Raw genomic sequence first — 14,619 nt, forward strand, 5'->3', positions numbered from 1 at the left:
CTCTCACCCCGGGCAGCTTTAGCGTACGGATTAAAAAATGATACTCTCTAACAGTATATCCTTTCAGCAACAGCAAACTTCAATCTATCCTATGGCATCCAGTACACTTTTTGAGTTGCTTGCGTATTGGGATCCGCCCCGTTTGTTACCTTCATCCAATTATCCTTATTGTTTACCGCTTCATCTCCCGGGTAAGGTAGTTTGTTGAATACCTGCGGATTGTAATTGGTGGCTTTGGGTGTAAGCCCGGTGCGCCGTACTATGGCCCAGGCCTCGGGCGCTTCCCAAAGAGCAGCCAGCCATGCTTGTGTAATAATCTTATTCAGATTCCCTGTATTATCTCCCGCAATCAGCGCTACCCTTGGGTGCGCCAGGAAGTCGACGATTGCGTTTGCCCCCAACACCGGCTTGCTGGCCGGCCAGATGCCACTGCTTGATTTTGCTACATACGTATACCAGAAATTCACCGAAGCGGTTAAACCTGCCTGATACTCCTGGTTAGCCTTGGCAAAATCAGCAGCCACTCCCATTCCACGGGCATAAATCTCGGCCTTCAGAAAATGAACATCCGCCTCGGAAAGGGTCACATAAGGAAACGCAAGAAAGTCTCTCACCATATAAAAATTGAACCCGGAAAACTTGTTATCTGTTAACGTATTTGGAGGCGCGGGAGCATTACTGCTGGTATTGGGGTACAGGCTGCTGGATCCTTCTGCTATTGACTTGTCCTGCGGCTGCGGTACCCAAAGTCCGGCATTATTGGGCATAAACCAAACATAAACGCGGGGATCAAAGATGCCGGAGCCATCCGTTGCATTGGATGCAGACATTTGGTTCCAAACATTGGAGCTTAACCGGATATTTGTTACCGATATTTCGCGGAACGCATACCAGTAACGATCTCCATAACTGGGATTTGTGCTTAACAGTTGCGGATAAGTTCCATAATTGCTCTGCCGCATGGCTTCCATGTCTGCGTAGGAAGTGGCATTTGGCAGCGGCTTATTCCCTCCGATGATATCGGCGATGATCGGCGTTGCCAATGCAGCATTTTTTGCAAAAAGGCGTACGGCATAACGCAGGCGCAATGCATTCCCAAACCGGATCCAGGAATCATAATTATTATTTAAATAGGATTCACTGGCGCCCAGTGCTACCTGGTCACTGGCTGCACTCCCGGTTTTAATGGCGCTTACCGCTGTTGCCAGGTCATTCAATACGGAGGTATATACTGATAATTCATCGTCATACTCCGGCCGGTATGAAGCCGGTCCCTGTGCCGCAATACCTGCTTTTGAATACGGAATACTTCCATAACGGTCTAACATCGACAAGGTCTTGGAGGCAATCAATATGGTTGCAATGGACCGGAGATTCGTATAGGACGCCGGAGCCACATTCTCGTCGATCAGTTTCACCAGGAGTTTGTAATCCGCCAGGTCCGGATAATAGTTATTCCAGAAACTGGAAACATAATTCGTGTACGGGATGGACACATTTTGTACTCCCTGCTGATTGGTAATGGGCATAAATACCCCTGTATAAAGGGTATAATCTTCATTGGTGGCATTTCTTGAAAGCTGGTTAAACAATGCAACGGGCGATGCCGTACTAACAGCCACATCTTTATACGGCGTATTAATCTTCTCAAAATCCTTCGTGCAGGAACTTGCAGAGACCAGTAAACCTAAAATCCCCACAGCAATACCCCTCCGCATATTTAAGCTATTTGTATGTATAATTTTTTTCATAATAAAGACTTTTTCAAATGATGAACTTCTTTCCTGTCAATTTAAAATGCAGTTCTTATCGTAAATCCAAAGGAGCGGGTTTTGGGCATTGAAGAATATTCAATTCCCTGAATATTTCCGATACCATTCACGCCTTCAGGATTCAGCCCCTTGGGAATAGTAGTAAAAATGTAAAACAGGTCACGCCCGTACACAGAAAGGTTCAGGTTCTGTAATACTTTTGTCGATTTTATAATATGAGAAGGCACCTGGTAGGACAGGGAAAGCTCTCTTAATTTCATCCATGAATTTTTAAATACACCCTCAGAACGGGGAATACCTATATGATTCCATGCGGAATAAGTTCCGGCATAATACCAGAGGTAGTGTACCACGTCTGTATTAGGCGTAGTGCTGACAACATTACCCTGGACGTCGTAGGTAGCAAATACTCCTCCGAAATTAACCCCGGTATTTGCAGTCGAACCGTCAGGATATACAAGCGGAAGTCCGCCTCCGTTGCGCTCCTTCAATGTTCCTTTAAGCGTACCGCTACCCATTCCCGCTTCATAAGAACCAAAATAAGTATCACCTCCTATTTTTGCATCCGTTAGTACATACAATGAAAAGTTCTTATACCTGAAGGTATTGGTAATACCGCCTGTTACCAGTGGTTGCGAATTACCAATGGGTACTACATCTGAAGTCAGCTCCCACAAGGTTCCTGCATAGTACGTTTTGCCGTTCACCGTAAAGGTTGCAGGGCTTCCATTAGGGCCTGTGGCACGTTTCACAATCTTCTCCCCATTATGGTATCTATAGTCTTTGCCATAAATGGTACCGTAATATTCGCCTACCTTCACTTTCTCAAAAACACCGGCGGTTCCAAAATAACTTCCCAGTTGCAGTTCATTGATACCCTCCTGTAACGCCAGTACTTTGGTTCTGCCATTAGCTGCGTTGATGCCAATATTCCAGGAAAAATTATTTGTTTTAACAGGCGTTGCATTTAATATCACCTCTATACCGTTATTGCCCAATGAACCGGTATTGATCGTAATGGCGCTATAACCGGAGGATACAGGCAACGGATTATTGAGAATCTGGTTAAAGCTCTTGCTCCAGTAGGAAGTAACATCCAGCGTGATCCTGTTCTGCAGAAAGGCAAGGTTTAAGCCCACCTGGAACGACTTATTACGAGCCGGCTTAATGTCCAAAGATTTCACATTGGAAGGCAGGCTGGAAGCCAGTACCCCGTTGTAGGTATTGCTTTCTAATAAATTATAAATGGAATAAGGATCCGTATCGCTGCCGGTTTCTGCATAGGAAACTTTCAGTTTTCCAAAACTCAGCCAGGGCAAGCTTGCTTTCAGGCGCTTGAATCCATCAGTAAACACATAGCTCATATTTACCGTGGGATAGAAATAGCTGTTGTACTGCAAGGGCAGCGTGCTGGACCAGTCGTTACGTCCGGTGGCTTCCAAAAACAATAAATTCTTGTATGAGAAGTTTAAAAGGGAATATACCGAATTGATTTTTTTAGCATATTTAACCTCGTCCGGAACCGCAGAGGCTGGGTTTCCGCCTCCATTGTTCAATGCAAAAATGAAGGGCTTTACAAAGTCGCCATTGGTTGAATTGCCTACAGAATAATCACTTCTGTAAAAAGTTTGTCCTCCCATTGTAAGACTGGCATTAAAATCCGGGTGTATGAATCCTTCTTTGTGGAGCCGCATGTATGCCGTCAGATCCCTGGTAAAATTTTTTGCCATAGTTTCTTTATACGCGCCGCCTGCCCTACCCAATACATCCGTAGGGTAACTAATAAATGTAGACACATCATTAGAGTTGTCCACACCACCTTGGGCGGTTATATTCAGGAAACTTGTAAGATCGGCCATCAGCTTCAGGCTTCCCAGGAACTGGTTCCTGGTAAAATCATTATTATTCTTTAACAGGTTCCAGTACTGGTTATTCAGGTATCCTGTATTATAGGGATAGGCAGGCACATTTGACGAGGGATATTTTCCACCTCCGTTAGTAACGTCAATCCGTTCTCCGTTAGGACCAAATTGCTGTGAAAATGCTAACTGCGGATCAAAGTCACGCGCCATAGAATAAGTGGGTGCAGCCTGCCAGGCATTCCCGATCTGCGGAGCATTCAGCCGGTAAAAATTCACATAGCTGGAGGTTACTTCTCCCCTCACCCGCTCACTTACCTTAAACGTAGATCCTAAGTTAAATGTATTGGAATACATCTTACTATTGATCATATTGGGCTTGGTATTGTTCCTTGTATAAGATACCCGGAACGTTGCTTTATCGTTTCCTCCCGATACCGCCACATTGTGCTGTGCTACGGATCCCTTGGGAAAGAACGCTTTCCAGTTATCGGGTTGTGCGGAATAGGGTCTTAGTACTCCATCGTAATTCATAATAGGCTGTCCATCCATTTTAGCACCCCAGGAATAACTGCCGGGATAACTGAAATAGGTATAAAAATCGAAAGCATTGGTATAGGGCAGTGCTCCGAATGAATTTTTTAAATAATCGCCGGCAGCGTTTGTACCATTTCCTACCTGCATCCGTTGTCCATTACTATTGAGCGGAAACCACTTGCTCTGATCGGCGGTGGTCATGCTAGCTACACCACCCTGCCCGTATTCGTTTTGATAATCCAGCAGCTCATAAGGATCCGTTGTTCTGTAAGAGAAACTGTAATCTACACCCAGACCAGGTTTATTACCCCCTTTTTTTCGGGTAATCAGGATCACTCCATTAGCCCCCCTTGTTCCGTAAAGTGCCGCAGCTTCCGGCCCTTTTAATACGGTAATATCTTCAATATCCTCCTGGTTGATCATATTCATACCTGTTCCCCAGTCGTTGTTACCAGATACATCGGCGTTGGCACCGCCCAAGACCGATTTTCCGTTTCCCCCGTTGTTGGAGTTTACGTTAACCGGATCATTATTAATGGGAACCCCATCCACAATGATCATGGCACGGTTATCACCGGTGAGCATGGTATTCCCGCGGATTACAATCCTGGAAGACGCCCCGTCCGCGCCTCCACCCGATTGGGAGATCTGCAAGCCTGCTACCTTACCCATTAAGCCCTGGGCAATAGTAGGCGCCTGGGCAATGGTGAGGTCACTCCCTTTTACTGTTTGGGCCGAGTAACCCAAGGAGCGCGCTTCCCGCTTTATTCCCAGGGCTGTTGTAATGACAACATCTGCCATATCATTCGCCTGTGAGATGAGTGTAATGGGCAAATCATTGTCTGCACCCACCCTTAACGTTTTTGATACGAACCCAACAGAAGATACCACCAGTTCGGGATTTCCCTGAACCTCAATTGAATACATTCCATTTTCGTTGGCAACCACCGCCCGGGCGGTTCCCTTAACGGTTACGGTGGCTCCCGGAACCGGCTTTCCATCCGCATCTGTAACAGTGCCTGTAATTGTTCGCCGTACCTGGGCCAACAGGCTGCCGCAACATAAGAGGGTGGCAAAGAATACGAGTAATAAGCGTTTCTTCTTCATTTTTCTCATTTTTAATCGTTAATATAGTTTGGTGTGTTCCGGTTCTATCGTTCAATCTGCATTTTTTTCACTTCCCTGTTTTTTATGCGTACCAGGTTCTCCAGCACCAGCGCCGCCGCACCGATAAGCTCCGCCCGGCTTCCCATCTGTGAAACCTTAATGCCTGTATTTTCGGCAAGACGCAGAATGCAATGCTCATTTACGGCCTGCAATACCGGGGCCTGCCAGATGCGGCCAGCCTGGGCGCCACGGCCGCTTAACAGTACGAGTTCCGGGTTAAACAGATGGATCAGTACAGCCACTCCCCGCCCGATATCATAGCCCGCAGCCGTAAGCAACCGGATCACGTACTCATCCCCCGATTGTGCTGCTTTTACAATGGCCTGCCAATCCTTTTCAATAGCGCCCGTCCGGAAATTTTTTTTCAGAAACGTTGTATTGCCCTTCCGTTTCAATCCCTGCTCGGCTTTATCAATGATCACTTTTAAAGAGGTTTCCGTTTCCAGACAGCCTCTTTTCCCGCAGGAGCATACTTTGTTGTTGTTAAAAAAGGGGATATGACTAAATTCTCCGGCAAATCCATTTTCGCCCCGGTACAACTGGTTGTTGAGGATTAAGCCCAATCCCACACCCCAGCCCAGGTTTACCACCATCGCATTCCGGGCTCCGGCTGCAGCACCAAACCGATGTTCCGCCAGCGCTACAATGCTGGAATCGTTATCGATGTACACCGGCACTTCCAGGGCATTGCTCAGGTAGGCGGCAATATTGCTGCCCTCATTGGAGAAAAAGGAATAATTAATCCCCTGTTGCGCGTCAATGAACCCGGGCATCCCGATACCGACCCCCAATACCTTTTTCCGCGGAACCTTCGATTTTTTGATCGCCTGTTCAATAATGGTTTTTAACTGCTGCAGCGCATTGGAATTATGCGCCAGCTGCAACTCATGCTGCGCCACCACGCCCACCGGTTTATTATGAAAATCTACAATGGCGATGCGGGTAATCATTTGATCCATTGCCACAGCCACCACGTACATGGCATCCGGTTTTACGGAGTACATGGCAGGCCGCCGGCCGCCGTTTGACGGTGCCAACCCGTTTTCCTCCACTACCCCTTCTTCGATCAGGTTACCGATCATTTGGGTGGTTAAAGGTATACTCTTGCCGATACGGGCACTTAGCTCTGCACAGGATAAGGATCCCGCATAATAAAACTCCCGGAAGATGGCATGTTTATATTGCAATCGTTTTTGCATGACAGAATCGTTAATTCAAATTTAACTAAGTTTTTAAAATAATTAATAAGTAAGTTAAATTTTTTTCACATTCAATAAAAAATATTTTTATCGGAAACAACAGGCACTCCCAATGCGCCTGGTTCGCTTACTGCTTATATTCCCGTACTCCTGCTGCATCCCGGTCTTGGCGTAACGCCGCTGTTCTATAAAAAAGCCGCCCCCGGCACTTTACATACCAGGGGCGGCTTCTTATCAATCATCCCATCCGGGATCGCCTATTGTTGTTTGGCCCACCAAAGAGGAGTAAGCACAGCATCATCACTGCCCAGGGCATCTTTTGCCTGCTGGTATCCCTCAGGACTGGAGTTGGATAATACCGAAGGATATTTCAACCGCTGCGGGAAGAACTTCACATTGGAAGTCATGTACGTGCCGTCTGTTAATGCCGGCAATGTGGAAATCGGAAGCTCGATGGTCGGGTTCTCAAAGAACGGCAATCCCAGCCTCCGGTGATCGTTCCAGGTTTCCAGCGGCAGCCAGGGACATTGAGCAATGAATTTTTGCGTAATGATCTTGGTTAAACGGTCGTTCTTTACCGTGCCTGATTTATACAATGTATTTGCAGGATATACAATGGAAGCGCTGCCAGGAGTACCGGTATACCCGTCTTCGAATTGCATCGAACGGGACGCCGGGGGCTCTGTGGTATGATCCCAGCTTACGGAGGTACCGCAGTTATTGTAATCGGCAGATGCCAAATAGGCCGTAACAAAAGGAGATATGGCCGCGGTGCCCGGAGCTACAACTCCGTTATCCCAATAATTGAAACTTAAAGTGATGCCTTTTTCGTAAGCCGTTTTTCCATTCACCGGGGTTGTCCAGCCGCGCACACTGGCCTCTGCTAAAAGGAAATAGGTTTCCCAGGCAGCAAAGAAGATCCGCTTTTGTGTACTGTTTCTGAATTGCATATTGATCCGGGGCATGGTACCGCCATAATTGAACAATTCATTCATAGGATCTTTGGGTCCAAAATCACCGTCGATCCGGGCATTCCAGGTATACTTGGCATCAACGGATTTCAGTTTATCTCCTTTGGAAGTTTTCAGATTCCGGGTGCTGATCACATCAAAATCACCATTCTGTTTGGGGTAATTCGGATTGTTTACATCGCCGGGAATGGAGAAGGCTTTATAGGCCCGGGGATCGATCGAGTAAGGAAGGCCATCCAGCCAGTAACCGGTAACCGGGTCATTGTTCTTTACGGGGAAATGATCCAGGTAGCGCTGTCCGAGCCAGTTGGCCGGTTTAATTGCAGATTGAAAAGCAGCACCCAGCTGGTCGGCCGACTTAACGCCACCCAGTCCGAGGTACATATTCCGGAGTGTGACAGACAGCGGCTGGGTGTCCCAGGAACGCGTCATCACACCTGTCAGGGGCGACCATCCGTCTTTTTCCTGTACCTGGAAATTATCATCCAGCGAGGTAATGAGATTATTTACATCCGCACAGGCATCTTCGAATTCTGTTTTTGCCTTTCCAGCATCCACCTCGGATAACCGCATAGCCAGCCGGAGCCGCATAGAAGTAGCATATTTTTTCCATTGCGTATAGTTATAACCATAAGCCGGATCCTGCTTGGCAATATCGGAGGAGTTGACGGACAAATCCAGTTTGGATGCCGCATCTTTCAGTTCAGCGAGCATATAGTAATATACCGTTTTTACATCATTGAACTGGGGATTGGTTCCTTTAAACGCATCCACCGGCATCGGTCCGAAGTTATCCGAAAACTCACTCATCAGATATGCACGCCAGATGCGCGCTACCTGGATCAGATTGGGAGTGTACGATTTGGCGGTACCTGCGGCGATCTTCGACTCACCGATCTGGATGGCCGTATTGGCATTGTTTAACCAACCGGATAACTGGTTGTAATAGTTGGTAGACCATCCGTCGTTATAACTGCCTACATTGATCGCACCGCCATCCCAGTCGCTGGCCTGCCGGCCGGCCGGTTTCCAGTACAATACAAAGGAGCGCTCGGCCACATCCGGATCCATTTGCGCACCAACGATGGAATTATTGATAAAGTATTCTACCTGCACCTGCGACGAATCCGCAGCAATCGGGTTTACATTTATATCTGAAAATTTCTTACAGGATGCGAGCAGCAATACCGCACATACTGATACCGACATCTTCTTTATTATATATTTCATGATCATAAGAATTAAAAGTTAGAAACTCAAGGTTACATTAAACATGTAGTACCGGGATGTGGGAGGCGCACCGTTCTCGAACCCAACGGCATTAGAGCCAACGGCAAATACGGATTCAGGATCCATTCCCTGCATATGGCTGCTGATCAGCCATACGTTGTTACAGGATACACCTACCCGCGCTCTTTGAATAAACGAATTGCCCAGCATCTTCTGCGGAAGCTGATAGCTCAGCTGCACGTTCCTTAAGCGGATATTGGATGCATCATAAAGATTGGCCTCAGTGATACCGATATTACCACTTTGAATGGCCTGCCAGTATTGTTGTGGGGTTACTTCCTTCGTATTGTTTACATATCCTCCGTTACCATCGCTGATCACACCGGGAACCACCATATTGTCCCGGGCGCCGTTTACAACGGTAGCCGCAGCCGTTCCTGCACGCTGCATGCTTGCCAGCGTTGCTGAAAAGATTTTTCCGCCGAAACGTCCGTCCAGTAAGAACGACAGGCCTACGCCTTTATAGGAGAAGGTGTTGGTATTTCCCAACAGGAAATCCGGTTGCTGGCTGGCCAGCCGGCGCGCATCTGTGCCCTGGGGTAATCCGGTAGCGCTCAGCAGCAGCTGACCATTGTAAGGGCTGTTGGGATCGGTTACTCTCTGGAAAGCCGATCCGTAGATCTGTCCGTACTTTTGTCCGGATTCCGCATAAACGGTTACGGCATCATACCCACCTAAAGAATAGAGATCAATACCCGGAGCAATTGCATTCACCACGTTCTTATTGTTTGAGAAATTTACCTGTGAGGTCCAGTTCAGCCCGTTCGGGTTATCCAGGATCTTACCATCCACAATCAGTTCAATACCCTTGTTCTGAATATCCCCGGCATTGATCATCTTGTATTTGTATCCGCTGAGCGGATCCAGCGGGATGGCAATCAGCTGGTTGGTGGCATTCGTTTTGTACCAGGAGAAATCAATTCCCAGCCGGCTGTTAAACATGCGCAGTTCTGCACCCAGTTCGTAGGTTTTTAACAGCTCGTTCCGAACATTCGGATCAAACAAGGTTTCGTTTCTTCCGGCAGTTGTATTTCCGTTTGCATCCTTACCAATGGTATAGGTATTGTACAATTGGTAGGGCGCCATATCGTTACCGGCCTGCGCGGCAGAAGCCCGCACCTTACCATAGCTCAGCCAGCTGGGCAATGAGCCTCCGTTTTGACGGATCATATCCGTAATTACGAAAGACAGGTTGGTAGAGCTGTACAGGTAAGAACGATGGTCTTTGCTCAGTACGGAAGACCAGTCATTGCGCAGGGTTGTTTCCAGGAACAGGTAACCATCCCAGTTCAGTTGCAACGATCCGTAAACTGAGTTGATCTTTTTATTGCTGTACAGTTCATCAACCGTTGCCGGGTTCTTTCCGTTGTTTACCGAGAAGAGATCCGGTACCACCAGGTCGCCGGAACCTGTTTTGATCGAATTTACATTTTGTGACATCAGGTTACCGCCTAATGTTGCCAGGCCACCCAGTTTACCGATCACATTATCTTTACGTGCAGTAATCAGGGTGCTGTAGTTGGTTTCTGAAAAAGAGTATTTCCCAATGCTGTACTGGCCGGTAGTGGTAAGTGGACTTCCGGAATAGGTTTTACCCTCTGCAACTACATTGTACATATCTGAACCTGCTTTTATTTCGGCATTTAACCAGTCGGTAAATTCATATTTCAATGACCCGGTCATGATATACCGGTTACGCGTATCACTGTTCAGATAGTTATCCTGTGCCCAGTACGGGTTTACCGTGGTGCTGTTAGGTGCATACCAGATCATCTTTCCGTTTGCGTCTTTGCTTTGCTTAAAGTCTTCAATGTTCAGCGACACCGGCAATATGTACATCAACCGGTAAATATTTCCGGAATTGTTCCCCGCCTGTGGGCGGTTGGTTGCTTTGGAGTTGATGTACTGCAGTTTTGCATCCAGCGTCCAGCGGTCATCTTTCCCGAATTTCGACAGGGCTCTTGTGGTGATATTCGTACGGCCCAGCTTGGCACCCGGTATCATGCTTTTATCATCGAGCCGGTTTAACGACGTATAAACAGAGGTTCCCTTGAACTGCTGTGAAAAAGTAATGCTTTGATTGGAATTAAAGCCGGTTCCGAAATAATTATGAATATTGTCATAATATTTCAGCGGCACCGTAGCACCATTCCAGTTTTCCACATTCTGTCCTTCGATCTTGGGGCCCCAGCTGTTCGCCTGTGTTTTATCATAAACGCCTGTAGAACCCTGGCCAAAGGCGGTCTGCCTGTCGGGATTGGTAAAGATGCTCTCCAAACCGATGGTAGAAGAAACCGTAATCCCCAGGCCTTTTTGCGCCTTCCCTGTTTTGGTGGTAATTAATATAACACCATTACCGGCACGGGAGCCATATAAAGAAGCGGCTGAAGGGCCTTTTAATACGCTGATGGAAGCAATGTCATCGGGGTTGATATCCGAAAGGCCGTTCCCCATATCCAGTGAGGGGTTCCAGTAATCGTTGGTAGCCCCGGGCACGATGCCGGATTGGTTAATACCTTTTCCCACACCGGCTCCGGAAGTATTGCTGATGGGCACCCCATCTACTACGATCAGGGGTTGGTTATCGCCGGTAAGTGAATTGTTTCCCCGCAAAATAATCCGCGAAGATCCGGCGGGTCCGTTACTGGAACGGGTCACCTGCAGCCCCGCTACCCTTCCGGAAAGCGCATTGGTCACATTGGGCTCTTTGGCATCCGACAGGGTTTCTCCTTTTACTTCCTGTACGCCGTATCCAAGCGATTTCCGCTCTCTTTTAATACCCAGCGCCGTTACCACCACCCCTTCCAGGCTACGCTCCACCGAGCTTAGCTGAACGGCGATCGTATTATTGTCGCCTACTTTTATGGTTTGGGTTGTAAAACCCACAGCGCTGATTTCCAGATCAGGATGATCCTCCACGGTGAGCGTGTATGCTCCATTGTCGTCGGCAACTACGGCCTGACCGGAACCTTTAACGGTTATGGTAGCGCCCGGTACCGGCTTACCATCCGCATCCGTAATGGTGCCGGTGACGGTACGCTTTACCTGGGCCATTAAACTTCCTGCACCCAAAAAAAGAGCCAGGAGCACCAGTAGTGCATGTTTCTTCTTCATTTTCTCTGTGTTTAAAATTTAAATTAATTATACAGTGTTTGGCAGAGGTGATATCGTTTTTAGAGATTGTATCCTTTTTGTTTTTGACAGATTTTCCAGCACCAGCGCCGCCGCGCCGATCAGCTCGGCTTTATGCCCCAGGGTCGACATTTTTACCACCGTATTGCCCACCAGGCGCGGAATACAATGTTCATTTACCGCCTGCAATACCGGTGCCTGCCAGATACGGCCAGCCTGGGCGCCACGGCCGCTTAGCACAATAAGCTCCGGGTTAAACAGATGGATTAGTACGGCCACACCCCGCCCGATATCATAACCGGCAGCCGTAAGCAATTTAACTACATACTCGTCACCCATCTGTGCCGCCTTTACGATGGCCTGCCAATCCTTTTCTATTGAGCCGGTACGAAAATCTTTTTTCAGGAACGCGGAAGTACTTTTTCTTTTTAATCCCTGCTCCGCTTTTTCGAGGATCACTTTTAAGGAAGTTTCTGTTTCCAGGCAGCCCTTTTTCCCGCAGGAGCATACTTTATTGTTATCAAAAAAAGGAATATGGCTGAATTCCCCGGCAAAGCCGTTTCCACCCCGGTACAACTGGTGGTTCAGGATCAGTCCCAGCCCGATACCCCAGCCGATATTGACCACCATTGCATTGCCCACGCCCATGGCCGCACCAAAATGCTGCTCTGCCAATGCGATAATACTGGAGTCATTGTCAATATAAACGGGCACATCCAGTTCCTTATGCAGGTAGCCCGAAATACTGTTATCATCAATAGAAACAAAGGAATAATTCACGCCTTTTTGCGGATCAATAAAACCGGGCATCCCGATCCCCACGCCGAGGATTTTCTTTTTCGGGATCTTGGCCTTCTTGATGGCCCGCTCAATCAGCGCTTTTAAATGCACCAGCGCTTCCGGGTTATCCGCCAGTTTCAGCTCTTCCTGCTGCAGCGGCATCACCGGTTTGTTTTCAAAATCCATTACCAATACCCGCGTCACCAGCTGATCCATGGCCACAGCAATCACATACATGGCATCGGGTTTTACGGAGTACATCGCCGGCCTTCGCCCGCCGGCCGAAGGTGCAAGCCCGTTTTCCACCACGGTACCTTCCTCTACCAGGTTGGCCAGTAATTGTCCCGTAAAAGGAATACTTTTGCCAATGCGGGTGGACAATTCGGCACAGGACAACGTACCGGCATAGTAAAACTCCCTTAAAATCAGCAACTTATATTGCAACCGTTTTTTCATAGCTACATTTATTAATACAAATTTAATAAACTTATTAAAAAAATTAAAAAGTTTATTAAAAAAATCTTATTTCAAGAGGGGAATATTGCTTCGCAAGATCCGGAAAATTTATTCATCTTTGCTGCCCTTTTTTTACAACCGGTTAAAAACAGATTACCACCGGAAAAACCAATCGAATGAAACAGTCCCGCAATGCTGCTATCGGTTTTATCTTTATTACCATGACCATCGATGTGATCGGCTTCGGGCTGATCATACCCGTAATGCCCAAACTGATCGTGGAGTTAAAACACATCAGCATCAACGAGGCCAGCGTATACGGCGGCGACCTGCTGGCACTTTATGCCATCATGCAACTTTTATTTTCCCCGTTTATGGGCAACCTGAGCGACCGCTATGGAAGGAGACCGGTACTCCTGCTGTCGTTACTGGGTTTTTGTGTAGATTACCTGATCCTGGCTTTTGCACATACCTATTCGCTGCTGGTGGTAGGACGTATTTTATCTGGTATCACCGGGGCGAGCTTTACAACGGCCACGGCCTATATTGCAGACATCAGCACCAATGAGAACCGGGCAAAAAATTTCGGACTGATCGGGGCTGCCTTTGGACTGGGCTTTGTGATCGGCCCGGCACTGGGCGGACTATTATCGGTATGGGGGCTAAGGGCACCGTTCTTTGCGGCAGCCGGGCTGTGCTTGCTCAATTTCCTTTACGGTTATTTTGTGTTACCTGAATCGCTGAAGCCCGAGCACCGGAGACCCTTTAGCTGGCTCAAGGCAAACCCTGTCGGGTCCCTGCGCCTGTTCTTTAACTATCCCGGCATCCTGGGGCTGGTGCTTTGCTTTTTATTTGTATTTCTTGGAGGTCATGCGGTTCAAAGCAACTGGAGTTATTTTACCATGGATCAATTTAAATGGTCCGAAAAAGAGGTAGGGATCTCGCTGGCCATTGTGGGGGTTTTGGTGGGCGTGGTACAGGGCGGACTGATCCGGTATACCAATCCCCGGCTGGGTAATGAAAAAAGCGCTTATATAGGATTGTTCTTTTATGCCTTTGGTATGATCCTTTTTGCTTTTGCCACCAGCAGTTGGATGATGTATGCCTTCCTGGTTCCTTATTGTATGGGGGGTATTGCCGGTCCGGCTTTGCAGGCCCTCATCACCAACGAAGTACCGGCCAATGAACAGGGGGCCTTGCAGGGCGGTCTTAATGCGGTAATGAGCCTCACTTCGATCATTGGCCCGCCGATGATGACCCGCACTTTCTTTTATTTCAGCCATGATCAGGCCCCGGTTTATTTTCCGGGAGCTCCTTTTGTGCTGGGCGCAGCATTGATGCTGATCAGCGCTGTAATTGCCTATTATGTACTTCATGTTAAAAAGAAACCAGCCACGGTTATATAAGACCAGGCCGGTTTCTTTGTCTATCACCAAATCAGGAATCGTACGGGTTG

7 protein-coding genes are annotated in these 14,619 nt (G+C 47.8%); 1 reads left to right on the forward strand and 6 read right to left on the reverse strand.

Annotation, left to right across the window (positions count from 1 at the left end; translation table 11 throughout):
* Nucleotides 1-89 precede the first annotated feature (89 nt).
* The 6 genes from LQ567_RS14305 to LQ567_RS14330 form a co-directional block, all read right to left on the reverse strand.
* Nucleotides 90-1,751, reverse strand: coding sequence for a SusD/RagB family nutrient-binding outer membrane lipoprotein (locus tag LQ567_RS14305; RefSeq protein ID WP_231005203.1), 1,662 nt, complete (start codon nucleotides 1,749-1,751; stop codon nucleotides 90-92).
* Between the two features lie 41 nt (nucleotides 1,752-1,792).
* The gene (locus LQ567_RS14310) at nucleotides 1,793-5,275 is read right to left on the reverse strand and encodes a SusC/RagA family TonB-linked outer membrane protein (RefSeq protein ID WP_231005204.1); all 3,483 of its coding nucleotides are present in this window, start codon (nucleotides 5,273-5,275) and stop codon (nucleotides 1,793-1,795) included.
* Between the two features lie 44 nt (nucleotides 5,276-5,319).
* Complete coding sequence (locus tag LQ567_RS14315) at nucleotides 5,320-6,534, reverse strand: ROK family protein (RefSeq protein WP_231005205.1); 1,215 nt, start codon at nucleotides 6,532-6,534, stop codon at nucleotides 5,320-5,322.
* A 257-nt stretch (nucleotides 6,535-6,791) separates the two neighbouring features.
* On the reverse strand, nucleotides 6,792-8,735 hold the full coding sequence (locus LQ567_RS14320) for a SusD/RagB family nutrient-binding outer membrane lipoprotein (RefSeq protein WP_231005206.1): 1,944 nt from the start codon (nucleotides 8,733-8,735) through the stop codon (nucleotides 6,792-6,794).
* A gap of 18 nt (nucleotides 8,736-8,753) precedes the next feature.
* A complete protein-coding gene (locus LQ567_RS14325; RefSeq protein WP_231005207.1) occupies nucleotides 8,754-11,909 on the reverse strand; it encodes a SusC/RagA family TonB-linked outer membrane protein in 3,156 nt (1,051 codons plus the stop codon).
* Between the two features lie 27 nt (nucleotides 11,910-11,936).
* On the reverse strand, nucleotides 11,937-13,163 hold the full coding sequence (locus LQ567_RS14330; RefSeq protein ID WP_231005208.1) for an ROK family protein: 1,227 nt from the start codon (nucleotides 13,161-13,163) through the stop codon (nucleotides 11,937-11,939).
* A gap of 176 nt (nucleotides 13,164-13,339) precedes the next feature.
* Between LQ567_RS14330 and LQ567_RS14335 the strand changes: the two genes are divergently transcribed.
* Entirely contained in the window at nucleotides 13,340-14,569 is a 1,230-nt protein-coding gene (locus LQ567_RS14335; RefSeq protein ID WP_231005209.1) for a TCR/Tet family MFS transporter, read from the forward strand.
* The last annotated feature ends 50 nt before the right edge of the window (nucleotides 14,570-14,619 follow it).

This window comes from Niabella pedocola (genome assembly GCF_021044425.1).
GTDB classification, from domain to species: Bacteria; Bacteroidota; Bacteroidia; order Chitinophagales; family Chitinophagaceae; genus Niabella; species Niabella pedocola.

Bases quoted from the DNA above. Each gene is read 5' to 3' on its own strand.
- LQ567_RS14305 (WP_231005203.1), bottom strand. From the start codon at position 1,751: ATGAAAAAAATTATACATACAAATAGCTTAAATATGCGGAGGGGTATT.
- LQ567_RS14310 (WP_231005204.1), bottom strand. From the start codon at position 5,275: ATGAAGAAGAAACGCTTATTACTCGTATTCTTTGCCACCCTCTTATGT.
- LQ567_RS14315 (WP_231005205.1), bottom strand. From the start codon at position 6,534: ATGCAAAAACGATTGCAATATAAACATGCCATCTTCCGGGAGTTTTAT.
- LQ567_RS14320 (WP_231005206.1), bottom strand. From the start codon at position 8,735: ATGAAATATATAATAAAGAAGATGTCGGTATCAGTATGTGCGGTATTG.
- LQ567_RS14325 (WP_231005207.1), bottom strand. From the start codon at position 11,909: ATGAAGAAGAAACATGCACTACTGGTGCTCCTGGCTCTTTTTTTGGGT.
- LQ567_RS14330 (WP_231005208.1), bottom strand. From the start codon at position 13,163: ATGAAAAAACGGTTGCAATATAAGTTGCTGATTTTAAGGGAGTTTTAC.
- LQ567_RS14335 (WP_231005209.1), top strand. From the start codon at position 13,340: ATGAAACAGTCCCGCAATGCTGCTATCGGTTTTATCTTTATTACCATG.